We start from the raw sequence: 23,039 nt of genomic DNA on the forward strand, positions 1-23,039 counted from the left end.
CCCTCTCCAGGGCGGCGCCCGCTGCCTACACTCAGACCATGAGGGAAGCCGTCTCGGAACACGGCGTCGGCGAGCCCGGCGCGGCCGATCGCCTCTCCCGCAGGCTGCACGCAGCCTCCGTGGAGTCGCTGGCGATGGGCGCGGGTGGCCTCGCGTTCGTGGCCGTCTGCCTGATCGCCTTCTTCGTCTTCGCCGGACACAACCTCTCCATCTCGGGCGCGGGCTCGGTCGGCCAGTTCGCGGCGATCGCCTGCTGCGCCGTGACCCTGGTGGTCTACGGCGGCGGACGGGTCGCGACCTGGAGCATCCCCTGGTACAGCCGCCCCAAGGAGCACCGCTCCCGGATCGGCGCCGCGATCGAGGTGTTCGACTCGCTCGCCATCGCGGTCGCGCACGCCGTCGTGGTGCTGCTGCTCTGGACCGTGCTGAGCGACGTGCTCGCCCGCAGCTTCCAGGACGCCCAGGTCTTCGCCATCCCGGCGACCCTGCTGGTCGGCACGGCGGCCGCGGTCACCGGCTACTACGTGTTCCTCGCGGCGGCGAACATGAATCCCCTGCTGCTGTCGGCGGTGCTGGCGGTGTTCCTCGTCGTCGGGGCGCTGACCAGCATGCTGACGGCCTCCAACCCGCACTGGTGGCGACAGAACCTCAGCGTGCTGGGCATCACGGACGACTGGTCGTCGGCGACCTTCAACATCACGGTGATCGTGGGCGGCGTCCTCGTCACGGCCATCGCCCGCTACGCCACCGACAGCGGGCACGACCGGCGCCCGTCGCGCGGCGAGCTGCAGGTCCGCGCCGCGCTGGTGGTCGTCGGCGCGATGCTCGCCTGCGTCGGGCTCTTCCCGGTCAACCACTTCTTCCTGCTGCACAACACGGCGGCGACCGGAATGGCCGTCGTGTTCTGCGTGCTCGCGGTCGGCATCCGCTGGGCGATGCCGCACCTCCCCCGCACCTTCTACGTGCTCGGCTGGGTGTTCATCGGCGTGATCGTGCTGGTGACGCTGTTCTTCGCCGTGGGGTACTACAACCTGACCGCGGTGGAGCTGGTGGCTGCCGTGCTGATCTTCAGCTGGATCATCGTGTTCCTGCGGGTGAGCGTGGCGGCGAGAACGGACGTGCGGGGGGACGCTTCCGCCGTCACTCCCCCTCGACCGGCCTGATCAGCTCCGGCCCGTCCCCCACCACCGGCCCGACCCGGTCGAAGACCAGCGCGTCCGCCACGGGCAGCGCCGCGCGCACGGCCTCGTCGACCAGCGCCTGGTCGCCGACCACCGTGGGGTCGATCCAGTGGTCCCAGAGCTCGCGCGGCAGCGGCACCGGGTTGCGGTCGTGGATGTCCGACAGCGTCTGCACGGCGTCCGAGGTGAGGATGGTCGCCGTGAGGTGCCAGCGCTCGGGGTCGTCGCGGGACATCGCCGGGTCGGCCCACCACGCATACAGCCCGGCGAAGCCCAGGAGGTCGCCGTCGGCCGAGTGGATGAAGTACGGCGTCTTCTTCTTGGTGGCCGGGTCGGTCTGCCACTCGTAGTAGCCGCGGGCCGGGATGATCGCGCGGCGGGAGGCCACGGACGCCTTGAACATCGGCTTCTCCGCCGCGGTCTCGGCGCGGGCGTTGAAAGTCGGCACCTTGGTCTTGAGTTCCTTCGACCAGGACGGCACGAGCGACCAGCGGGCGAGCTCCAGGCGGCGGACGCTCGGCTCCTCGCCCCGCTTGCTCTCCAGGAACACCGGGATGGGGTCGGTCGGCGCGATGTTCCAGCTCGGGCGCCAGTCGCGGAAGTCCCCGCCCTCCGCGACGAAGTCCTGGATCATGTCGTCGGTCTCTTTGTCCAACGCGAAGCGCCCGCACATGCTGCCAGCTTAGGCGCGACCTCCGACAGCAGGGGGGTGCGCGGATCGCCCACGCCCCCCGAACGCGGGTGCCCGCCCTCCATAAAAACGATGTATTCTCACCTTTGTGAATAGGTGAGAAACAATCACTTTACGGCGGGAGAACGACCCGGACCCGGCGCGAATGGTCTCCACCTGTTCATCTCAACCCGAAAAAGCACCATCCGAACCCAGGGACGACCCGTGAACCCGACACGATCGCACCGAGCGCCTCACGCTCTCGACCCCAGCAGGGGCGCGCGGAGCATGTGGAGCACAGGTCGTCCCTTGCGGAACGGAGCCGGCGGCGGTGAATCCGTTCGAGACCACGGTTTCCCCCAAGCCGCCGTCGGCTCTTCCACGCGCGCCCTCGTGGCGCACCCCGCGGAGACGGAGGCGGCCCAGTGACCGTCCTCCGCCCCCGCCTCGGCACGCTCACCCACGCGCACGCCAACGCCCGCCCGCTCAGCTCCGAGCGGAGCTGGGCCAAGCACTACCGCTACCGCCTGCTCGCGACCGACACCGCCCTCATCCTCCTGAGCACGATCGGCGCGATCTTCGTGCGCTTCGGCTTCGAGGACACCCCGACCACCACGGGGGACGGCTTCCGCGTCGACTACCTCACCGTCTCGCTGCTCATCGCGGCCACCTGGCTGTTCGCCCTCACGGCCTACCACACACCCGGGACCCGCGCGTCGTGGGCGTCGGCGTCACCGAGTACCGTCGCGTCGTGGCGGCCACGGCCATCACCTTCGGGCTGCTCGCCATCTTCTTCCTCGTGGGCAAGGTCGACATCGCCCGCGGCTACTTCGTCCTCGCCCTCCCGCTCGGGATGGGCGGCGTGCTGTTCTCGCGCTGGCTGTGGCGACACTGGCTGATCCGGCAGCGCACGTTCGACCACTACCTCTCCTGCGCGCTGGTGGTGGGCCGCTTCGACGACGTCGACACGGTCGTGCGCCAGATCCACGCGAACTCGGGAGCGGCATACAACGTCGTAGGCGCCGCTCTCGACACCGGTAAGCGGAAAGGCGCCAAGAAGGATGCGGAGCTGAGCCGCCGCATCGCCTCCCCGGAGCGGGAGGTGCCCGTCGTCTCGGACCTGTCGGGGGTCGCAGAGGCGGCCGCCCGGCTCGGCGTCGACACCGTGATCGTCGCCGGCCGGGCGCTCAGCGGCGGGGACTTCGTCCGCCGCCTGGCGTGGAAGCTGGAGGGGACGGCGACCGAGCTGGTGCTCGCGGCGCCGCTGACCGACATCGCGGGCCCGCGCATCCACTTCCGGCCGGTCGAGGGGCTCCCGCTCATCCAGGTCGAGATCCCGCAGTTCGAGGGCGGCAAGCACGTGCTCAAGCGCGCCTTCGACTTCTTCGCGTCCGGGCTCGCGCTGATCCTGCTCTCCCCGCTCTTCCTCGCCGTCGCGATCGCGATCAAGCTGGACGACGGCGGCCCGGTCATCTTCTCGCAGGAGCGCGTCGGCCGCGGGGGCGAGAAGTTCCGGATGCTCAAGTTCCGGTCGATGTGCGTCGACGCGGAGGCCAGGCTCGCCGAGCTCCAGGCGAAGAACGAGGGCAATGGCCTCCTCTTCAAGCTGCACGACGACCCGCGGGTGACCCGCGTCGGCCGGACGCTGCGCAAGTACTCGCTGGACGAGCTCCCGCAGATCCTCAACGTCTTCCTCGGCGACATGAGCCTCGTCGGGCCCCGGCCGCCCCTCCCCGCGGAGGTCGCCGGCTACGAGAACCACGTGCACAGACGCCTCTACATCAAGCCTGGACTGACCGGGATGTGGCAGGTCAACGGACGATCGGACCTCTCCTGGCAGGAGAGCGTCCGCCTAGACCTCTACTACGTGGAGAACTGGTCGCTCACCGGCGACCTCGTCATCATGTGGCGCACCGTGAAGGTGCTGACGCATCCCGTCGGGGCGTACTGATGCGCGCGGCAGACGGCCGCCCGCTCCGGGTGGCGATGATCGGCACCCGCGGGGTTCCCGCGGCCTATGGCGGCTTCGAGACGGCGGTCGAGGAGATCGGCAGGCGGATGGCCGCCGACGGCGCCGAGATCACCGTGTACTGCAGGACGAAGAAGGGCGCGGAGCGTCCGTCCGCGTATGAGGGGATGCGGCTGGTCCACCTCCCGGCTCTGCGGTCGAAGACGCTGGAGACGCTCAGCCACACCGGGCTGTCCGTGCTGCACGCCGTGCTCCGCCGCCGGTACGACGCCGCGTTCGTCTTCAACGCCGCCAACTCGCCATTCCTCCCGGTGCTCCGGATCGCCAGGATCCCGGTCGCCGTCCACGTCGACGGGCTCGAGTGGAAGCGCGGCAAGTGGGGGCGGGTCGGCCGCAAGTACTACCGCGTGGCCGAGTCTCTGGCCGTGCGCTGGGCCGACGCACTCATCGCCGATGCCCAGGGGATCGCCGACTACTACGAGCGCGAGTTCGGCGTGGACACGACACTGCTGACGTACGGCGCGAAGGCGATCGACGCGGCCCCGGACCAGCGACTCCTGGGCTTGGGGCTGGAACCCGGCGCGTATCACCTCGTCGTCGCCCGGTTCGAGCCGGAGAACCACGTCGACGTCATCGTCGACGGCTATCGCCGCAGCTCGGCCCGGCTGCCGCTCGTGGTCGTCGGCTCCGCGCCGTACGCGGCCGAGTACTCGCGGAGGATCGCGGAGCTCGCCGAGGGCGACGAGCGCATCCGCATGCTGGGCGGGGTGTGGGACCAGGAGCTCCTGGACCAGCTCTACGCCAACGCGCTGACCTACCTGCACGGGCACTCGGTCGGCGGAACGAATCCGTCCCTCCTGCGCGCGATGGGAGCCGCCACCGCGGTCACCGCCTACGACGTCGACTTCAACCGCGAGGTCGCCGGTCCGGACGCCCGATACTTCGGCGACCCCGACGACGTGCGCGAATGCGTCGAGGCTGCGGAGATCGACCCCGGATCCACAAAGTCTGCTGGGAGTAGGCTTCAAGAAAGAGCCCTCGAACGCTACGATTGGGACCTCGTGGCGAGGGGGTATACAGACCTGGCAGTGCACCTCCAAGAGGGGCACAGTTCCGCGGGAGCCCGGTCGAGAAAGCGCTCTTCCCCAGTGGTGGCGGAGGTGTTCTCGGAGACGACCTCAGCCTGAGTGACGGCATCGCGGCGGTTCGACATCGGCGTGCTGGTAGTGAATACTCCCATATCAGCACGCCGCCTTCGGAAACCCCCCTTTTGCCATGTCCGGCTGCCATCCCTACCCGAGGCGGCGGGAAACACACCCCGCTTATGACGCGCAACAACCGCGAATTCCCCCACGGTCGGCACGCTGCCACCAGCCACACATCCGAAAACAAGAACACGAAGCCCCGCGCCAGGACGGCGGCGATCGCCGCTGCCGTGGCGGCCGCGATCGCTCTCCCCGCCGGGATGGGCGTCGCTGCCGCCGTCGCCGCGCCCGCCCCCCTCGTCTCCGACTCGTTCACCCGGACCGTCGGCTCGGGCTGGGGCACCGCCAACGCCGGCGGCGCGTACTCGCTGACGAACGCGTCCGCGAGCTCAGTCTCGGCCGGCAAAGGCGTCTTCACGTTCGCCAGGCCCGGCACCAGCGCCAGCTCGGTTCTGCGCTCGGTCTCGGCCTCCGACGTGACGTCCTCGGTCAAATTCACCGTCCCGGTGCTGCCCACGAAGGGCTCCGGCATCTCCGCCGCCCTCCAGGAGCGCGTGTCGGGCTCCAGCCGATATGAGGCGATGATCCGCTTCACCGCATCGAAGACGATCACGCTGCAGATCCGCCGGATCGACGGCTCGGCCGACACGCACATCGTCGCAGAGCGCCAGGTCGCTTCGAACGTGACCGCCGGCACCGCGTACACGCTCGACTTCGCCGCCACCGGTTCGTCGCCGGTGTCGCTCAAGGCCCGCGTCACGCCCGACGGAGCCACTCCCGGCGCCTGGCAGGCCACCGGCACCGACTCCAGCGCCAAGCGCCTGAGCAGCGGTTCCGTCGGCATCTGGTCGTACCTGTCCAAGAGCTCGACGCCAGCCAAGGTCGTCGTGGACGACCTGACCGCGACCTCGGGCGCTCCGTCCGCCCCGGCGACGAGCACCCCCACTCCGAGCACGCCGGCCACGACGCCCACCGCCACCCCGACCCCGTCGGCAACGCCGACCGTCACCCCGACCACTCCGGCCGCCCCCTCGGCTCCGTCGACGCCGTCGGCTCCGTCCGGCGCGTCGAACGGCGTCTCGACGACCGGCGCCCGCCACGCGGTGGGCTCGGCCGCCATCGGCTCGACCAACTACGCCATCCCCTCCGGCGCGGTCTTCGCCTCGGCGACCGCCGGCGCCGGCGGCAACGGCAGCCAGTCCAGCCCGTTCGCCACGGCCCAGGCCGCGGTGAACGCCGCACCGAACGGTGCGACCGTCGTCCTGCGCGGCGGCACCTACCACGAGACCGTGGCCGTGCCCTCCGGCAAGAAGCTCACCATCCAGAACTACCCCGGTGAGGCCGTCTGGTTCGACGGCAGCCAGAGCTGGGGCGGCTGGAGCGCGTCCGGGTCCAGCTGGGTCTCCGGCGGCTACAACTACGCCTTCGACACCAGCCCGTCGTTCAGCGGCGGTCTGAGCGACGCGTCGCGGTACCTCTCGCCGTCGTACCCGATGGCGGCGACGCCCGACCAGGTGTTCGTCGACGGCGTCTCGCAGCGCCAGGTCTCCTCGCGCAGCGCCGTGGTCGCCGGCACGTTCTACGCCGACAAGACCGCGAAGCAGCTCGTCCTCGGCACCAACCCCAACGGGCACTCGGTGCGGGTCAGCACCCTCCAGCAGGCGATGACCATCCAGGGCGCGGGCACGACCGTGCGCGGAATCGGCTTCGAGCGCTACGCCGTCTCGGCGAAGCAGATGGGCGCCGTCACTGCCCAGGTCGACGGCATCACGCTGGAGAACCTGACGATCGTGGACAACGCGACCATCGGCCTCTACACCTGGGGCACGAACAACACCCTGCGCAACCTGACGATCGCCCGCAACGGGATGCTCGGCGCCGGTGCGAACGGCGCCTACGGCCTCCAGGCCAGCGGACTGCTCGTGGCGGACAACAACAGCGAGCACTTCAAGCAGGAGCCCGTCTCCGGCGGCCTCAAGATCACGCGCACCCGCACCGTCTCGGTCACGAACAGCGCCTTCCTGCGCAACGCGACGACCGGACTGTGGCTGGACGAGTCGGTGTACGACGCGACCATCGCCGGCAACGACTTCGTCTCCAACGGAGGCGACGGCATGGAGGCGGAGCTCTCGGCGCACGTCACGGTGGCGAACAACGTCGCCAACGACAACACCGGCAACGGGATCCGGTTGTTCGACACCTCGGACAGCGCGATCTGGAACAACACCGCTCAGCGCAACAACCGGAACATCGCGCTCATGCAGGACGCGCGCCGCGAGACCAACCTCTCGGTGCCCGGCCACGACCCGAAGCGGCCGCAGCCGGACCCGACGTTCACCTGGGTGCTCGGCAACATCAGCATCTCGAACAACGTGCTGGCGGACGCGAAGGGCATCGCCCAGTTCACCGTGGAGGACCAGGCCCACGTCCTGTCCGCCGGATCGATGAACCTGACGGTCAACGGCAACCTGTACCACCGGACGACGGCGGGCTCGCCCTCCGTCGACATCGACTGGCAGCTGACGCCGACCTCGATGAAGGGCTACGCGACCGCCGCAGCGTTCGCCGCCGCGACCGGTCAGGACTCCGCGTCTCAGTCAGTCACCGGCGCGAGCCCGATGACGGCGCAGCCGACCTCGACGGCCCGGCCGCTCCCGTCCTCCATCGCGAGCGTGGTCGGCCAGCCGACCGGCACCGTGCACCTCGGCTCCTGGTGAGCCTTCGGGGCGACGCCTGACCGCGTAGCCCCGCCTCGCGCGAAGCCCCGCCTCCTCAGGGAGGCGGGGCTTCGTCGTATGGCGACCGCCGCTCACACGGGGACGGGCGCGTCCTCCCGCAGCAGCCGGGAGAGTTCCTCGGCCGCAAGCGTGACGGCGTGGACGACGTCGGCGTGCGACTTCGGCCCCTTGTGGTGGCCGTCGACGATGTCGAGGGGGTGGCCGTGCCGTCCGGCACCGCCGAACCCTCTGCCCCGGCCGCTGCCGGGCGTGACGATGGTCGCGCGGAGGGTGTTGAGCCGTTCGACGGACTGGGAGAAGTCGAGAGGATCCGGCTCGGTCGCCCGCAGCCGCGCGGCGCCCTCCAGCAGGTAGGTCGCCTCCCGCAGCGTGAAGGTGCGCGAGCGTGCCGCGCTGGAGAGCTGGGCGACGACCGCGCGCTGCGCCGTGTCGGCGGTGAGGATGAGGTCCGCCGTCTCCACCAGCCCGGCGTCGAGCCGTCCTGCGCGCGACCGCTCGGCCACGTAGGACGGGATCCGCCGGACCGCGAGCTGACGGACGGTGGACGTGCAGAGCTCCTGCTCGTCGTGTACCGCCGTGCCCGCGCTCAGCACCGTGAGCGTCCCCGGATAGGACGAACGCAACCCCGCGTCGAGAATCGCCGCGGCCAGCGGGGATCGACACACGTTCGCTGTGCACACCACGACGATGACAGGCACGGGTACTCCTTCAGTTTGAAGATTGCTCAGTATTGTAGAACCAGAATTCCCCCGACGCACGCATGACGATAGAGTCATCGGATTCCGCGTGTCCCGTCAGCGATCGCAGGAGACGAGATGGCCACCACCCGGCGACGATCGGTGCTCGTCGCGCACCCCAGCGCAGAGCTCTACGGATCCGACAGGGTGATGCTCGAGACGGTGGCCGCGCTCACCGCCCGCGGCGAGCGCGTGGTCGTGGCGGTGCCGGGCGATGGGCCGCTGCTGGCGGAGGCCCGCCGGCGTGGGGCCACCGCGGAGATCGTCCGCTTCCCGGTGCTCCGCAAGCGGCTGCTCTCCCCGTCCGGGCTGGCCCGGCTCGCCGTCGCGGTGCCCACGGCGATCGTGCGCGCGATCCGGATGATCCGCCGGCACAGGGTCGACGCGGTCTACGTCAGCACGCTGACCATCCCGGTCTGGCTGGTCGCTGCCCGGCTGAGCGGCCGTGCGGCGGTGTGCCACGTCCACGAGGCGGAGGCGGCGGCACGCCCGATCATGAAGCGCGCCCTCTCCACTCCGCTCCTGCTCGCCCAGGCGATCGCCACGAACAGTGACTTCAGCGCGGGCGTGCTCGCCGAGCCGTATCCGTCGCTCAGCGCCCGGACCACAGTGGTGCTCAACGCCGTCGACGGGCCGCCGGCCTCGACGCCGCCGCGCGAGGCGCTGACCGACCCGGTCCGGCTCGTCTACGTCGGCCGGCTGTCGGAGCGCAAGGGCGTCGACCTCTGCGTCGAGGCCGTGAAGCTTCTCGCCGACCGCGGGCGTGACGCCGTCCTGGACATCGTCGGCGACGTCTTCGACGGCTACGAGTGGTTCGCCGAGCAGCTCCGGCAGTACGTCGCCGACAACGGGCTGGAGGAGCGGGTGCGCTTCCTCGGCTTCCGGCCGAACGTGTGGGACGAGCTCGACGCAGCGGACATCGCCCTGGTGCCCTCCCGGCTCGACGAGCCGTTCGGCAACACGGCCGTCGAGGCGGTGCTCGCCCGCAGGCCCGTCGTGGTCTCGGAGACCTCGGGACTGCGGGAGGCCGCAGCCGGCTATCCGTCGGCCGTCTTCGTCCGCCCCGGCGACGCCGCGGCCGTCGCCGACGCGGTCGAACGGATCGCAGACGACTGGGACTCCTTCCGGCGCAGCGCGGAGTCCGCGCGCGACGACGCCGCCGAACGCCACTCCCGCGAACGCTACGACGCCGCGATCCTGGCGGTGATCGATCGCGCCGACCCCCACGACGGGGGTCATTTTTGAGCTTTACTCAACAAGGCGGCGAGGCCTACGGTTAATGCACCCGACCGAGAGGACCACCTGCCGTGGACCTGCATCAGTATTTGACAGCGATCCGCAAGCGCTGGATAACGATCGTCGCGCTGACGCTGATCGGCGGCGCGCTCGGGTTCGCCATCTCCTCGCAGATCACGCCCGTCTACCGCTCGACCTCCAGCGTGTTCATCTCCGCCCGGCAGGGCGACAACACTTCCGAGCTCCTCCAGGGGTCGACCTTCGCCCAGAACGTCGTGCAGTCGTACGCCGCGCTCGCGACGACCGACAGCGTCCTCCGGCCCGCGATGGACGCCGTGGGCTACACCGGGACCACCGGCGCGTTCGCCTCGAAGATCACCGCGGACACCCCGATCAACACGGTGATCATCAACATCTCCGCCGACGACCCCGACCCGGCGATGGCTCAGAAGATGGCCGGAGCGGTGACCAGCTCGCTCGCGAGGGCCATCAGCGCGATCGCCCCGGTGACGACGACCCACCAGCCCGCGATCACGACGTCCGTCATCGCACCGGCGACTCTGCCGAAGGTGCCGATCTCGCCGAACAGGACGCTCGCGATCCTCCTCGGCGCCGGCGCCGGCCTCGCACTCGGGCTGATCTACGCCGTCACCCGTCAGCTGCTCGACACGCGTGTGCGCACGAGCCAAGACATCCAGAACGTCGCCGAACTGCCGGTGCTGGGCCGCATCCCGCGCGGCCGGCGTCGCACCGACCCGCTGGCCGTGCTCGCGTCACCCGGGTCCGCCGAGGCGGAGGCCTACCGCGGGCTGGTCTCCAATCTGGAGTTCGCCGACCTCGACCGGTCGATCCGGGTCGTGGTCGTGTCCTCCCCCTCCGTCGACGACGGCAAGAGCACCGTCTCGATCAACCTCGCGCTCGCGATGGCGGAGCGCGTGGGGCGCGTGCTGCTGGTCGACGCCGACCTCCGCCGGCCCTCCGTCGCCGCGCTCTGCCAGATCGAGGGCTCGGTCGGGCTCACGTCGGTGCTCGTCGGACGCGCCTCGCTGTCCGAGGCCGTGCAGCAGTGGGGCGCCCCGAACCTCGACGTGCTGGCCGCCGGAACGATCCCGTCCAACCCGAGCCAGCTCCTGAGCTCCGCCGCCTTCTCCGACCTCGTGCGCACGATGTCGACCGAGTACGACTTCGTCGTCTTCGACTCCGTGCCGCTGCTCACAGTCACCGACACCCTGCCGTTGGCCCGCCTGACGGACGGCGCCCTGATCACGGTCCGGTACAACGGGACGAAGCGGCACGACCTCCAGCTCGCCCTGGAGTCGCTGGAGCGGGTCAACGCCCCGGTGCTCGGCGCCGTGCTCAACTTCGTTCCTGCTGCCCCGCGGAGCCCCTACAACGCCTACGTCACCCCTGCCGCGAACCTCTCCCGGTCGACGGCCGCGGCGCGGCGGGCGAGCAACTCGGCGCGCACCGACCGTGCGGTGGGCTGGGGCGCGCCGGACGCGGTTCCTCCGGCTGTGGAGACCACGCGCCCCACCGAGGCGCGCGCGGCCGCGCGCGAGCCGAAGCAGCCGTCGGACAGACGACGCGACACCGTGCAGGACGACGATCCCACGGCGGACGACACCGCGATCTCAGCGGAGAACGCGTACTCGTCCGGGCGTGAATGACCATGACCGCGACCCGGACCGCACATCGTGATGTGCGGCTGTACGAAGTCGTCAGATCGGCGCATCTCGAGCGGGCGCACGACTTCGAGCCGGCGACCATCATCTACCGCGACCGGCGCTACGACTACGACGCGTCCCTCGAGCCCGGCCTCGACCTGACCCAGGCGGGCGACGTCAGGGCGGCGCGCATCATTGCCCGCTCGCACGTCCAGACGCTGGAGGTCAACGAGCCGCTCATGCTGTCCGCGGCACGCCGCACCGCGCTCTCCGTCGCCGCCGTGCGCGCCGTCGACGCACTGCGCGGAAGCCACACCTCGATCGTGAGCTATGCCATCGAGAACCTCGAACCGCCACGGGCGACCGGGCCGCGCGGGCGGATCGGACGGTGGGGGCGGATGCGTCTGGCCCGCTACGTCCACCGCAACATCGACCGGCTCGCTTTCGGCACCGACGCGGCCTGGGACCTCTACCACGACACCTTCTCGGCCGGCCGGCGGCAGTCGACCCGGATCATCCCCGCCCTGCCCTCCGCGGCCGAGGGCGGCGGGACCGGGCAGCGCGAGGCGGTCGTCGGGTTCCTCGGCGCCTTCGACGAGCGCAAAGGTCTCCGGGAACTGCTGGCGGCGTGGCCGCACGTGCGTGCCGTACGGCCGGACGCCCGGCTCGTGCTCCTGGGCAAAGGCCCCCTCCAGCCGCTCGCCGAGGACGCCGCCGACGACGACCCGTCGATCTCGCTGGTCGTCGACCCGCCGCGCTCGGCGATACCCGCGGCGCTCCGTTCGGTCAAAGCGCTCGCCCTGCCGTCGCAGCCGCGCGAACGCTGGCGCGAGCAGGTCGGCCTCCCCATCGTCGAAGGCCTGGCGAACGGGTGCGTCATCGTCACGACCCAGGAGAGCGGCCTCAGTTCCTGGCTGGCGGCGGAAGGCCACCACGTCGTCCCGTCGGACGCCGGCCCGGAGACTCTCGCGGCCGCCCTGGTCGCCGCGCTCGACGACCCCCGCACGCCGCAGGAGGTCCTCGACGCGCTTCCCCTGGTGGACGGCCGGCGGGCGGCCGACCAGTGGCTGTTCGAGCGCGCCATCGCATGACGCGCGGGCTCGGCGTCTCGCGCGCGGTGTCCTCCACCGCGCTGACCAAGGTGCTCGTGATGGGCGCCTCCGGCCTCATCGGGCTTTTCACGAGCCGCCTGATCATCACGCACTTCGGCACGGACGCCTACGCCCAGTACGGCCTGCTCTCGACGCTCTCCACGCTGCTCCCCTTCGCCGACCTCGGCATGGCCGCGGTGGTCATCAACGCCATCGCGGGCTCGGCGGCGCCCCGGACGGACCCGATGGTGCGGCGCTCGATCACCACCGCCCTGCGCATCCTCATCGTCGCCGGCGCGATCATCGCGCTCGGCGCCCTCGTGATCACCCTGCTGGGCTGGTGGCCGGTCATCCTGGGCTCCGGGCTGACGCCGGGCTCCGGGAGCATCGCGGCCTTCCTCTGCCTGGCGGTGTTCGGGATCACCCTGCCGCTGACCGTCGGCCAGCGCATCCTGGTCGGGCTGGACAAGACGACCCTCCAGACCGCGACGCAGTTCGTGGTCGCTCCGTTCATGTTCCTCTCGATCGCCCTGCTCATCGTGCTGGCGGTCCCGGCCGACAGCTTCCTCGCCGTGCTCTCGTACATCGCGAGCGGACTCGTGTCGGTCATCTGCCTGGTCCTGGCCGCACGGTCCCTGCACCCGCAGGTCGGAGCGGCGTTCCGCGCCGTCCCCCGGATCCGGCGCGAGCCCAACGTGGCGGCCTTCGGACTCGCGTGGCCGATGCTGGCGCAGATGCTCGCCCTCCCGATCGCGATGCAGACCGACCGCCTCCTGCTCAGCCATCTCACGCACGGCACCGAGCTCGCCCAGTACAACCTGGCGACGCAGCTCTACGGGATGATCCTCCAGACGATCGCCGCGGCGGGGGTCGCGTTCTGGCCGGTGTACGCGCGTGCGCGCACAGCCGCCCGGGTGGAGTCCCCGTTCCGGCCGACCCTGGTCTTCACCGCGGGCGGCCTCCTGGTAGCGCTCCTCCTGACGGCGGTGCTGCCGTGGGTGACCCAGTTCGTCTCCAGCGGGAAGCTCACGCTCGATGGCTGGCTGATCGGCGGCTACATCGCCTTCGTCGCTGTGCAGGCCGCGAAGTACCCCATCGGGATGTACATGACCGATCAGCGCGGCCTGACGTTCCAGGTGCTCCCGATCGTCATCATGGTCCCGATCAACCTCGGCATCTCCTGGTGGCTGACGCTCGCGATCGGCGCGGGCGGGCCCATCATCGGCTCGGCGGTCGCGGTGCTGCTCTGCCAGGTCATCCCGAACTTCTGGTATGTGCGACGCGACCTCGCGCGGCGGCGCGCCGAGGCCGCCGCCGCGCCGGAGGAGCCGGCCTCCGACGACGCCCTGCCCAGGATGGGGGACTAGGACCTCGTCCCACTTGATGAGATAATCTCACAATATAGGTCGAAAGGACTCGCCCGATGGCCTTCGCGAACCCGTCTCCGCAGCGCCTCACCGCGCCCGCGGACGCGCGCGCGGGCACGGGCGCAGCGGCTCCCTCGCGGGTGCACGCGGCTGCCACCACCGCCGGACGGGGTGTCGCCGCACTCGCGCTGGTCGTCATCGGGGCCAGGATCCAGCTCCCGCAGGGACTGACTGTCGGCTACCTCGTCGCCGTCCTGCTCCTCCCGGTGTGGGTGCCGGTGTTGCGCCGCTTCCACGGCGGCGTCCTGCTGATGGTCCTCGGCCTCGCGGCCGCAGTGAACGGGATGATCCTGACCGACCTGGCGAACGGCACCGCGCACACCGGCAACGGGCTCATGCTCCAGAACACGTTCGTGCTCGTGGGCACCATGCTCACGATCGGCGTGGTGCTCTGGGCCAGGACGCTGATGCCGATCTGGCTGGTCGGCCTGTTCTTCGGCATCGGGCTCGTCCTCGGCATCGACCCGCACGGCATCCTGGCCGGCGGCAACCCGTGGAAGTTCGTGTTCGCCGTGCCCGTCACGATCGTGGCGCTCAGCCTCGCCGCCATCCGGCGCAGCAGGCCGCTGGAGCTCGCGATGCTCGTCGCGCTCTCCGGACTGTCGATGGTCAGCGACGCGCGCAGCGGCTTCGCGATCCTGCTGCTCACCGGCGTGCTCGTCGTCTGGCAGATGCGGCCCACCGCCGTGACGAAACGGGCGTCCACAGCGCGCGTACTCCTCGGACTCCTGGTCGTCTCAGCCATCGCGTACAACGTCGGCCAGTCCCTCATCGTGGACGGCGCACTCGGCCAGGCGACCCAGCAGCGGACGATCACCCAGATCGACACCTCCGGGTCGCTCATCCTGGGCGGCCGTCCCGAGCTCGCCGCCACGACGGCCCTCATGCAGCACTACCCGTTCGGCTTCGGCTCCGGCGTCTACGCGAACTCGACCCAGATCCTGGTGGCCAAGCAAGGCATGGCCGCGATCAACTACGCGCCCAACAACGGCTACGTCGACAACTTCATGTTCGGCACCGGCTTCGAGTTGCACTCCATGATCGGGGACCTCTGGGCCGGCTACGGCGTCGCCGGGCTCGCGCTGGCGGTCGCGCTGCTCTGGTACATCCTGCGCGGCCTCGGCCAGAGCATCGCGCGCCGCACCGCCAGCGCCCTCCTGATCTACTTGGCGGTGCGCACGCTCTGGTCGCTGTTCTTCGGACCGTGGTACTCCTCGGTCACCCTGCTCACCCTCCTGATGGGCATCGCGCTGCTGCCGCGCGTCGTCGCGCCAGGGGAGAAGAGTGCGCCATCGTGACCGGCCGCCCGCTCGTCGTGCTGCAGTCGTTCCCGGACCCGCGGCCCACCACCAACCCGTACATCGTCATGCTCGCCGAGGCGATCCGCCGGCAGCCGGGCGTCCGGCTGAGGACGTTCTCCTGGCGCAACGCCCTGCTGACGCGGTACGACGTCTTCCACGTCCACTGGCCGGAGATCCTGCTCGAAGGGCGCACTCCCCTGCGCGCGCTCGTGCGGCAGCTCCTCACGGGCGTGCTGCTGCTCCGGATCGCGCTCCTGCGCACCCCGGTGGTCCGGACGGTGCACAACCTCGAGCTGCCGGACGGCCTCGGCCGCCGGCAGCGTTTCCTGCTCGCCCGGCTGGACCGGCTCACCTCGTTGCGGATCGTGCTCAACGAGCACACCCCGGTGCCGACGGAGTCGGAGGCCGTGACCATCCTGCACGGGCACTACCGCGAGTGGTTCCGCGATGTGCCGCGCCGTCCGCAGGTCGACGGCCGGCTGGCGTACTTCGGGCTCATCCGGCGCTACAAGAACGTCCAGGCCCTCGTGCGCGCCTTCTCCGGGCTGCCCGCCGACTCCAGCCTCCAGGTCGGCGGCCGGCCGTCGACCCCCGAGCTCGCCGCGGAGATCGCGGAACTCGCGAGCGGTGACGACCGCATCGAGCTGACGTTCGCGTTCCTCAGCGACGAGGAGCTCGTCGGCATCGCCAGCGCCGCCCAGCTCGTCGTGCTCCCGTACCGCGAGATGCACAACTCGGGAGGAGCCCTCGCGGCCCTCTCGCTCGACCGGCCCGTGCTGGTCCCCGACAACGACGTCAACCGTGCGCTCGCGCAGGAGGTCGGCGACCGCTGGGTGCGCCGCTACTCCGACAGCCTGACGACGCAGACGCTCGACCGGGTCCTCGCGGACCTGCGGGCGGACCCGCCGGACGGACGGCCCGACCTGTCGGCGCGCGACTGGTCCACGGTCGGCGCGGCGCACGTCACCGCCTACCGCCGCGCGCTGGAGCCCGCGTCCGCCCGCTCCGCCGCGGCGGCGACGACTCAGCCGCGCCGGTACTCCTGGTAGCCGTACCCGAAGGCGCCGGACACCATCCCGAGGCCGCGGGCGATCGTCCGTGCTCCCCTGGCGCGGTGGCGCAAGGACCTCAGCACGACTCCGGCTGCCACCCGCAGGCAGCCCAGCGCGACGCGCGCGGCGCCCGACGCGCTCGACGACGCCACGGCGCGGAGTCGCTCGGCCGGCGTCCGCGCCAGCTTCGCCGAGGTGGTCGCCCAGCTGTTGCCGCTGCTGAACGCGCGCAGCATCACCCAGCGGTGCGTGATTCGCGCGGCGGGCACCACGTCCACGACCATGGCCTCCGCGCACCAGACGATGCGCCCGCCCGCGGCGACCAGCTCGCGCGTGAACATCGTGTCGTCCCCGCCGGTGATCCCGAAGTCGAGGTCGAAGCGGAGACCGTGCTCCCGCACGAAGCCGAGCTGGAGCAGAAGGTTGTTGGTCGCGGCGACCGTGACCTCCTGGCCGGTCGTCAGCCGCCGGCGGACGAAGAAGCCGCCCGCCTCGATCCAGGCGTCCGGGGCGACCTCGAAGATCGACGTCACCGGGCCGACGACGGCCTGCGCGCCGGTCGCGCGCCACGTGTCCAGGAGGGCGGCGAGCCAGCCCGGCTCGGGACGCTCGTCGTCGTCGATGAAGATCAGCACGTCGTCGACGATCGCGGTCGAGAGCGCGCGGTTGCGTGCCGCCGAGATCCCGGGAGTCGGCTCGACGGTGTAGTCGATGTGCACGCCGAGCCGGCCGGCGAGTTCGGCGACCGCCTCCTCTGCACTACCCGACGCGTCGTTGTCGACCACCTGGATGCGCACGTCGAACTCCGCTCCGGCGACGGTCGCCGCTTCGCGCGCGAGCACGGGCAGGACCGCCCGGATGTCGGCGGGCCTGCGGAATGTGAGCACAGCGATGACGATCTGGTGCACGATTGTCATCATGGCAGCCTCAGGCCTTCCCAGCGAGCTCGACGGGCTCGCGGTGGTGGTGGTGAACTACGGGTCGTCCGGCCTGCTCGCCCGGACGCTGGGCTCCGTCGCGGCCGCGCTCCCCGAGGCCGTCGTCGTGGTCGTGGACAACTTCTCGACGAAGGAGGAGCTCGCGAGCCTGCGCTCGCTGGCCTCCACGCACGGCTGGGACGTCGTGGCGTCCGCCGAGAACGTCGGCTTCGGGTCCGGGATGAACGCGGGTGTCGCGCGCGCCGGGGAGCTCGGCGCGCGCCGGTTCCTGCTGCTCAACCCCGACGCCACGATCGACCGTGCGAGCGTGGCGGCGCTGGCCCAGCGCTCCGCGGTCGAGCCGCTCGCGCTGCTCTCGCCTGTCGTCAGACGCTCGGACGGCACGCCGTGGTCCGTGGGCGCCGACGTGTACCTGAGGGACGGGCGCATCCGATCCGCCGCGCGCCGCGGCACCGTGCCGGGCGAGCGGGTTCCCTGGCTGAGCGGCGCGTGCCTGCTCGTGACCGCGGAGCTCTGGGACGCCGTGGGCGGCTTCGCCGACGAATACTTCCTCTACTGGGAGGACGTCGACCTGTCGCTCCGCGTCACCCGCGCCGGCGGGACGCTGTCGCTGGTCGAGGAGGCCACTGCCGTCCACGACGAAGGCGGCACGCAGGGCACGGACGGGTCCCGCTCCGGCGCCCGCAAGTCGGCGACGTACTACTACTACAACATCCGGAACCGGCTGCTGTTCGCGGCCAGGAACCTGCCGCCGGAGACCGTCCGCGCGTGGCGCCGGTCCACCGTCCCCGTCGCGTGGGAGATCCTGCTGCAGGGCGGCCGCCGTCAGTTCCTGACCTCGACCGAGGCCGTACGCGCCGGATGGCGGGGAGCCAGGGACGGCCTTCGGCTGTCCCGCACTCCCCGCCATCCTGATCGTCCGAGGACTACTGAGCCGACTTCGCGCTGAAGTTGTCCACGGTGATGTTCGTCGTCGGGTCCGTCGCCGAGGCGGAGACGTAGGCGACCACGCCGACGCTTCCGGCGGGCTGCATGGCGGCCGTGGTGCTCGTGGCCGTCACCTGCCAGGTCGCCGGCTCAGGCTGGGAGGCGTCCCAGACCTTGGCGTTCATCGTGGTCGTGGTCCCGTTGCCGACCGTGGTCATCCGGACGTTGAGCACCATGCCCGGCGTCCAGGTGAGCCCGGTGACGTTCAGCGCCTTCAGCGTGGTCCCGCCCTCCAGGATCTGGATCTGGACGGCGCCACCCGCCTTGATCCAGGCCCTTCCGTAGAAGGCGGTGCTGCCGACCTGCCGGCCGATGAGGCCGACGTACTGGCCGCCGCCGGTCGCCGCCCTGTCGACGGTGAAGGACGCCTGTACGTCCGACGCCGCCGAGGAGACCGCGCCCAGTCGCTCGGTGCGCGTCATGCCCACCGGGACCGCGATGGATCCGACGCCGTTGCCGACGGCGAAGTTCGCCGCCGTCCCGGTCGCGGTCCAGGCGCCGCCGGTGTCGGCCGAGCCCCAACCGTTCGCCACGGTCCTGCCGAAGGCGTCGGAGGCGAGCACGGCGCCGGTGGTGGCGGTGACGACGACCTGCTTGGACGTCGTGCCGGTCGCCGACTGGTTGTCGGTGACCACCAGCGTGATCGTGTAGGTCCCTGCCGCCGCGTAGGTGTGCGACGCCGTCGCCCCGGTCGCCGTCGCTCCGTCGCCGAAGTTCCAGGCGTAGGAGGCGATCGTGCCATCCGGATCGTTGGAGGTCGAACCGTCCACGCTCACCGCGAGGCCGTTGGCGGACGACGTGAACGCCGCCGTCGGGGCCACGTTGGCCTTGGCCACCGTCACCTGCTGGCTCGTGGTGCCGGTCGCCGACTGGTTGTCGGTGACCACCAGCGTGACCGTGTACGTCCCGGCTGCTGCGTAGGTGTGCGACGCCGTCGCCCCTGTCGCGGTCGCCCCGTCGCCGAAGTTCCAGGCATAGGAGGCGATCGTGCCGTCCGGATCGTTGGAGGTCGAGCCGTCCACGCTCAGGGCCAGGCCGTTGGCGGACGACGTGAACGCCGCTGTCGGAGGCTGGTTCGGCGGAGTCACCGTCACCTGCTTCGTCGAGCTGGTGCTCGCGTTGCTGTTGTCCGTCGTGGTCAGGGTGATCGTGTAGGTCCCGCCTGCCGCGTAGGTGTGGTTCGCGGTGACACCGGTTCCGGTGGCGCCGTCACCCCAGTTCCACGCGTAGCCGACGATCGTGCCGTCGGGGTCGGTCGACGCCGAGGCGTCGGTGCTGACCGAGAGGTTGGTCGGCGTCACCGTGAAGGACGACGTCGGCGGCTGGTTCGGGATCGGCGCGACGGTGACCGGCTGGGACGACGTGCCCGTCGCCCCACCGTTGTCGGTGACCGTCAGCGTGACCGTGTAGGTGCCCGCCGTGGCGTAGGTGTGACTGGCGGTGACCCCGGTCGAGGTGGCGCCGTCACCCCAGTTCCACGAGTACCCGACGACCGTGCCGTCCGAGTCGGTCGACGCGGAGGCGTTCGTCGAGGCGATCAGCCCCGACGAGCTCGCCGTGAAGGAGGCGGTCGGCGGCTGGTTCGCCGGCGTGCCGCTCGACCCGAGCGAGTAGTGGTTGGCCACCGTCGCCGCCGAGAGCTCCGTCGAGTAGACGGCGATCTCGTCGAGCGTCCCGTTGAAGTACGGGCTGCTCGATCCCCACGTGTTGTCACCTCCCACGCGCCAGTAGCCGTTGTAGCCCTGGGCCTGGGTCTGCGGGTTGGTCCCGACTGCGACTCCGTCGACGTACAGCACCATGCCGTCCGAGGCCTGCGTCGCCACCACGTAGTGCCAGTTGCCGTCATTCAGCGGGTTGGGCGAGGTGATGGTGTTGGTCTGGCCGGTCCACACGCCGAAGACGATGCGTCCGTCGTTCTGCATGTAGATGTGCCTGTCGTAGTTGCCCGACAGCCCGCTCGGCTGGTCGCCGAACCCGATCAGCTTGCCGCCGGAGGTCGTGGTCGTCTTGAACCAGCCCTCCAGCGAGTACGTGGTCGGGTTCGACACCTGCACATTGCTGACCAGCACGCCCGAGTTGCCGTCGAACGACGTCGCCGCGTTGGCAACTCCGTTCAGCGCGCCGGCCTGGTTGTGGGTGTAGCCGCCCTGGTAGGTGCCGGTCTGACCGTACTGTCCCGAGTCGGCCGCGGTCGAGCCCGTGTCGGCGAGACGCCAGTACAGGTCGGGGTCGCTCTGGTAGACGGCCGCCCCGTACGCGTCCGCCGGAGCGGTGGGCACGTTCAGGGTGTAGCCGGCCGACTGGTACGACGCGGAGACCTGCGTGCGGCTGAGCACGGACTGGTAGATGGCCACCTGGGCGATGCTGCCACCGAAGTAGCTGCTCGACGGCTGGTTGGTCCATCCGTTCAGGTTGTCACCGCCGACCCGCCAGTAGCCGTTGTACCCCTGGGCGGAGGTGATGTCGGTTCGCGACGCCACCTTCTTGCCGTCGACGTAGAGGACCATGCCTCCGCTGCCGAGGGTCGCGGTGATCTGGTGCCACTGCCCGTCGTTCAGCGCGTTCGGGGTGTTCAGCGTCTGCACGCTGCCCGGGTACACGCCGAAGTACACCTGACCGTTGTTGGCCATGTAGATGTGCCGGTCGTAGCTGGACGAGTTGCCTGTCGCCTGGTTGCCGAATCCGAGGATCTTGCCTCCCTGCGTTGTCGTCGTCTTGATCCAGGCCTGCGCGGTGAACGTGTTCGGCCCGTCCTCGTTCGAGGGCGCGGGGTAGAACCCGTCGGACTGGCCGTCGAAGGCGGCAGCGGTCGAGCTGTCCGGGTTCAGCGGTCCCGTGCCGGAGCGGGTGACGCCCGTGTTCAGTGTCGCGTCGTTCCCGTTGGCCCAGTCGTAGGCGGTGGGGCCGGAGCTCTCGTTGAGCGGCCAGTAGTACTCAGGGCTGTTGCCCAGCGTGTTGGACGCGTAGGGCGTCATCGACCCGGAGCTCGCGATCGTGACCGACACCGACGGGCCCATCACCGAGTTGCCGTTGGGATCCGTCGCTCTGATCCGGTAGGTCTGCGTCGATCCCGGCGTCTGTCCGGTATCGGTGAAGACGATGGATTTGGGTTGCCAGAACGGCGTCGTCACCTGGGTGGTGTAGATCGGGTGACCTGTCGCCTGCCCGCGGATCACGTCGTACGTCAGGGTCTCGTTGTCCGGGTCCCAGTTCGTCTTGAAGGCGATGCGCGCGGTGCCGGCCGTGAGGGAGATCACGTTCGGGGTGTAGGAGGCTGCGGGGATCTGCGGCCCGATCTTCAGCGGCGCGATGGACGGCACGGCGAACCGCACCAGACCCTGTTGCTGCTTGCCCTGCACCTGGGTGAACTCGCCGCCGAGGATGAGGTAGTTGCCGGACGACTCGTTGCTCCACGGCCCCTGGCTCTGACCGGTGTACGAGCCGACGTTGACATCGGGGTACCAGTTCAGGAGGTCGGGCCGCGGGTTGCCCGCGAAGTTGTAGTACCCGTACGGGTCGGTCGTGATCGTGCCACGGACGTCCGTCGTGAAGGCCAGCGCGCGGTGGAAGGTCCACGTCGGGCTGGTCTGCGGGAAGCCGCCGATGTTGCCGCAGTAGTGCGGGTGGCCGACAGCGTATTCCACGCCCTGGAGGACCGTCACGTCGTAGGTGTCGCCGTGGCAGTCCTCGACCCAGACCATGTCGCCGTTCGTCCAGTCGGCCCGGAAGGAGCCTTCCAGGTTGCCGCCCTGGCCGAAGACGTAGCCGGAGCCGTAGAGCCCCGACGCGTCGGCGTGCAGGCTCTCGATCGCGGCCTGGGTGCCGCCGTCGCGGATGAGGCCGTTCACGTTCCACGGCAGCATCGTCGCGGTGTCCGGCGTGAGCGCGGCGAGACCGTACCCGGGGTTGGACGACCCGTTGACCGACGTGAAGTTGCCGCCGATGACGACCTTCGAGCCGTCCGGCGACATCACGATGTGCTGAGCCGTGCCGCCGGCGATCGTCGGCGCCCACGGCAGGAGTGCGCCGTTGCTCGCCGAGAACGAGGCCGCGTAGGTGCGCGCTTGGTTGCCGGCGGACGAGAACGCGCCGACCGCGTAGACCGTGGTGTTCGTGGCCACGATGCCGTTGACGGTCGCGTTGATCACCGGGACGAAGCTCGTGATGAGCGCGCCCGTCGCGGTGTTGAACGCCGCGAGCCGGTACCTGGTCGCACCGCCGATGGTCGTGAACGAGCCGCCCACGTAGAGGCGCGTGCCGTCGGGCGAGACCGCGAGCGCCTTGACCTGCGCGTTCGGCCCGGGGTTGAACGAGGTGTTCAGCGCTCCCGTGGTCAGGTCGAAGGCGAGCATGTTGGCGCGCGGAGTCAGGTTGGTCCCCGACGCGGAGCCCGCTGGGCGCGCGTTCGCGAACTGACCGCCGACGTAGACGGTGTTGCCCACGACCTGCTCGACCCAGGCCACGCCGTCCATCTGGACGGTGGGCAGCGGGTCGGCGCTCACGGTCGTGGGGACGCCCGGAGGTGGAGCTGTGTCGGCCAGCGCGGGCTGGGTGACGACGAGAGAGGCCATGATCGTCGCGACTGCGGCGATGAGGCCGACCGCCGCGGCGCGGAGCGCTCGGCTCCGGCGCGGTCGATCCACCGGCTCCGGTGAGGTCCCGCTCCTGGCGGGAGGTTCGTGCGATGCAGTCACGATTTCATCCTGTGTTCGGGTTGTGAGGAGAAAGGTCGCAAGGGGTGCTCGGGGGATTTCTCGACGATTTCTCAGTTTTCTGGCGCTGAGCTTAGCTCAGCAATCGGGTGGAGTGGGGCGCTCGCCCCCCGTATTGGGGGGGCGAGACT

General features: G+C 70.5%; 15 protein-coding genes. 11 read left to right on the forward strand and 4 right to left on the reverse strand.

Features of this window, described 5'->3' with window-relative positions:
- The first annotated feature begins 38 nt into the window (after nucleotides 1-38).
- Entirely contained in the window at nucleotides 39-1,163 is a 1,125-nt protein-coding gene (locus tag ABH923_RS08265) for a DUF998 domain-containing protein (protein ID WP_370054874.1), read from the forward strand.
- On the opposite strand, the gene ABH923_RS08270 is transcribed toward ABH923_RS08265, so the two are convergent.
- Nucleotides 1,141-1,854 (reverse strand): SOS response-associated peptidase, encoded by a 714-nt coding sequence (locus tag ABH923_RS08270; protein WP_370054875.1) that lies wholly within the window; start codon nucleotides 1,852-1,854, stop codon nucleotides 1,141-1,143. The genes ABH923_RS08265 and ABH923_RS08270 overlap by 23 nt on opposite strands.
- 748 nt (nucleotides 1,855-2,602) lie before the next feature.
- Here ABH923_RS08270 and ABH923_RS08275 point away from each other — a divergent pair.
- The 3 genes from ABH923_RS08275 (at nucleotide 2,603) to ABH923_RS08285 (ending at nucleotide 7,742) form a co-directional block, all read left to right on the forward strand.
- The gene (locus ABH923_RS08275) at nucleotides 2,603-3,802 is read left to right on the forward strand and encodes a sugar transferase (RefSeq protein ID WP_370054876.1); all 1,200 of its coding nucleotides are present in this window, start codon (nucleotides 2,603-2,605) and stop codon (nucleotides 3,800-3,802) included.
- Nucleotides 3,802-5,007, forward strand: a complete 1,206-nt coding sequence (locus ABH923_RS08280; RefSeq protein WP_370054877.1) for a DUF1972 domain-containing protein — start codon at nucleotides 3,802-3,804, stop codon at nucleotides 5,005-5,007. Before ABH923_RS08275 ends, ABH923_RS08280 begins: the two co-directional genes overlap by 1 nt.
- A gap of 248 nt (nucleotides 5,008-5,255) precedes the next feature.
- Nucleotides 5,256-7,742 carry a right-handed parallel beta-helix repeat-containing protein gene (locus ABH923_RS08285; protein WP_370054878.1) on the forward strand — a complete coding sequence of 829 codons (2,487 nt, stop codon included), beginning with the start codon at nucleotides 5,256-5,258 and terminating at the stop codon, nucleotides 7,740-7,742.
- Nucleotides 7,743-7,834: 92 nt separating this feature from the next.
- On the opposite strand, the gene ABH923_RS08290 is transcribed toward ABH923_RS08285, so the two are convergent.
- Nucleotides 7,835-8,461, reverse strand: coding sequence for a hypothetical protein (locus tag ABH923_RS08290; RefSeq protein WP_370054879.1), 627 nt, complete (start codon nucleotides 8,459-8,461; stop codon nucleotides 7,835-7,837).
- 117 nt (nucleotides 8,462-8,578) lie between these two features.
- Between ABH923_RS08290 and ABH923_RS08295 the strand changes: the two genes are divergently transcribed.
- From ABH923_RS08295 to ABH923_RS08320, 6 genes are all read left to right on the forward strand, one after another.
- Entirely contained in the window at nucleotides 8,579-9,745 is a 1,167-nt protein-coding gene (locus tag ABH923_RS08295) for a glycosyltransferase (protein ID WP_370054880.1), read from the forward strand.
- Between the two features lie 62 nt (nucleotides 9,746-9,807).
- Nucleotides 9,808-11,403, forward strand: coding sequence for a polysaccharide biosynthesis tyrosine autokinase (locus ABH923_RS08300; RefSeq protein WP_370054881.1), 1,596 nt, complete (start codon nucleotides 9,808-9,810; stop codon nucleotides 11,401-11,403).
- Nucleotides 11,404-11,405: 2 nt separating this feature from the next.
- Nucleotides 11,406-12,491, forward strand: a complete 1,086-nt coding sequence (locus tag ABH923_RS08305; protein ID WP_370054882.1) for a glycosyltransferase family 4 protein — start codon at nucleotides 11,406-11,408, stop codon at nucleotides 12,489-12,491.
- Entirely contained in the window at nucleotides 12,488-13,858 is a 1,371-nt protein-coding gene (locus ABH923_RS08310) for an oligosaccharide flippase family protein (protein ID WP_370054883.1), read from the forward strand. The genes ABH923_RS08305 and ABH923_RS08310 overlap by 4 nt, the downstream gene beginning before the upstream one ends.
- 56 nt (nucleotides 13,859-13,914) lie before the next feature.
- Nucleotides 13,915-15,216 carry a hypothetical protein gene (locus ABH923_RS08315; RefSeq protein WP_370054884.1) on the forward strand — a complete coding sequence of 434 codons (1,302 nt, stop codon included), beginning with the start codon at nucleotides 13,915-13,917 and terminating at the stop codon, nucleotides 15,214-15,216.
- Nucleotides 15,213-16,268, forward strand: a complete 1,056-nt coding sequence (locus ABH923_RS08320) for a glycosyl transferase (RefSeq protein WP_370054885.1) — start codon at nucleotides 15,213-15,215, stop codon at nucleotides 16,266-16,268. Before ABH923_RS08315 ends, ABH923_RS08320 begins: the two co-directional genes overlap by 4 nt.
- Here the strand turns inward: ABH923_RS08320 and ABH923_RS08325 are convergent.
- Nucleotides 16,244-17,188 (reverse strand): glycosyltransferase family 2 protein, encoded by a 945-nt coding sequence (locus tag ABH923_RS08325; RefSeq protein WP_370054886.1) that lies wholly within the window; start codon nucleotides 17,186-17,188, stop codon nucleotides 16,244-16,246. The two genes, ABH923_RS08320 and ABH923_RS08325, sit on opposite strands and share 25 nt — an antisense overlap.
- A 1-nt stretch (nucleotide 17,189) precedes the next feature.
- Between ABH923_RS08325 and ABH923_RS08330 the strand changes: the two genes are divergently transcribed.
- On the forward strand, nucleotides 17,190-18,158 hold the full coding sequence (locus tag ABH923_RS08330; protein WP_370054887.1) for a glycosyltransferase family 2 protein: 969 nt from the start codon (nucleotides 17,190-17,192) through the stop codon (nucleotides 18,156-18,158).
- Here the strand turns inward: ABH923_RS08330 and ABH923_RS08335 are convergent.
- A complete protein-coding gene (locus tag ABH923_RS08335; protein ID WP_370054888.1) occupies nucleotides 18,136-22,890 on the reverse strand; it encodes a PKD domain-containing protein in 4,755 nt (1,584 codons plus the stop codon). The genes ABH923_RS08330 and ABH923_RS08335 overlap by 23 nt on opposite strands.
- Nucleotides 22,891-23,039 lie beyond the last annotated feature (149 nt).

Origin of the sequence: Leifsonia sp. EB41 (genome assembly GCF_041262565.1) — a bacterium.
Lineage (GTDB): Bacteria > Actinomycetota > Actinomycetes > Actinomycetales > Microbacteriaceae > Leifsonia.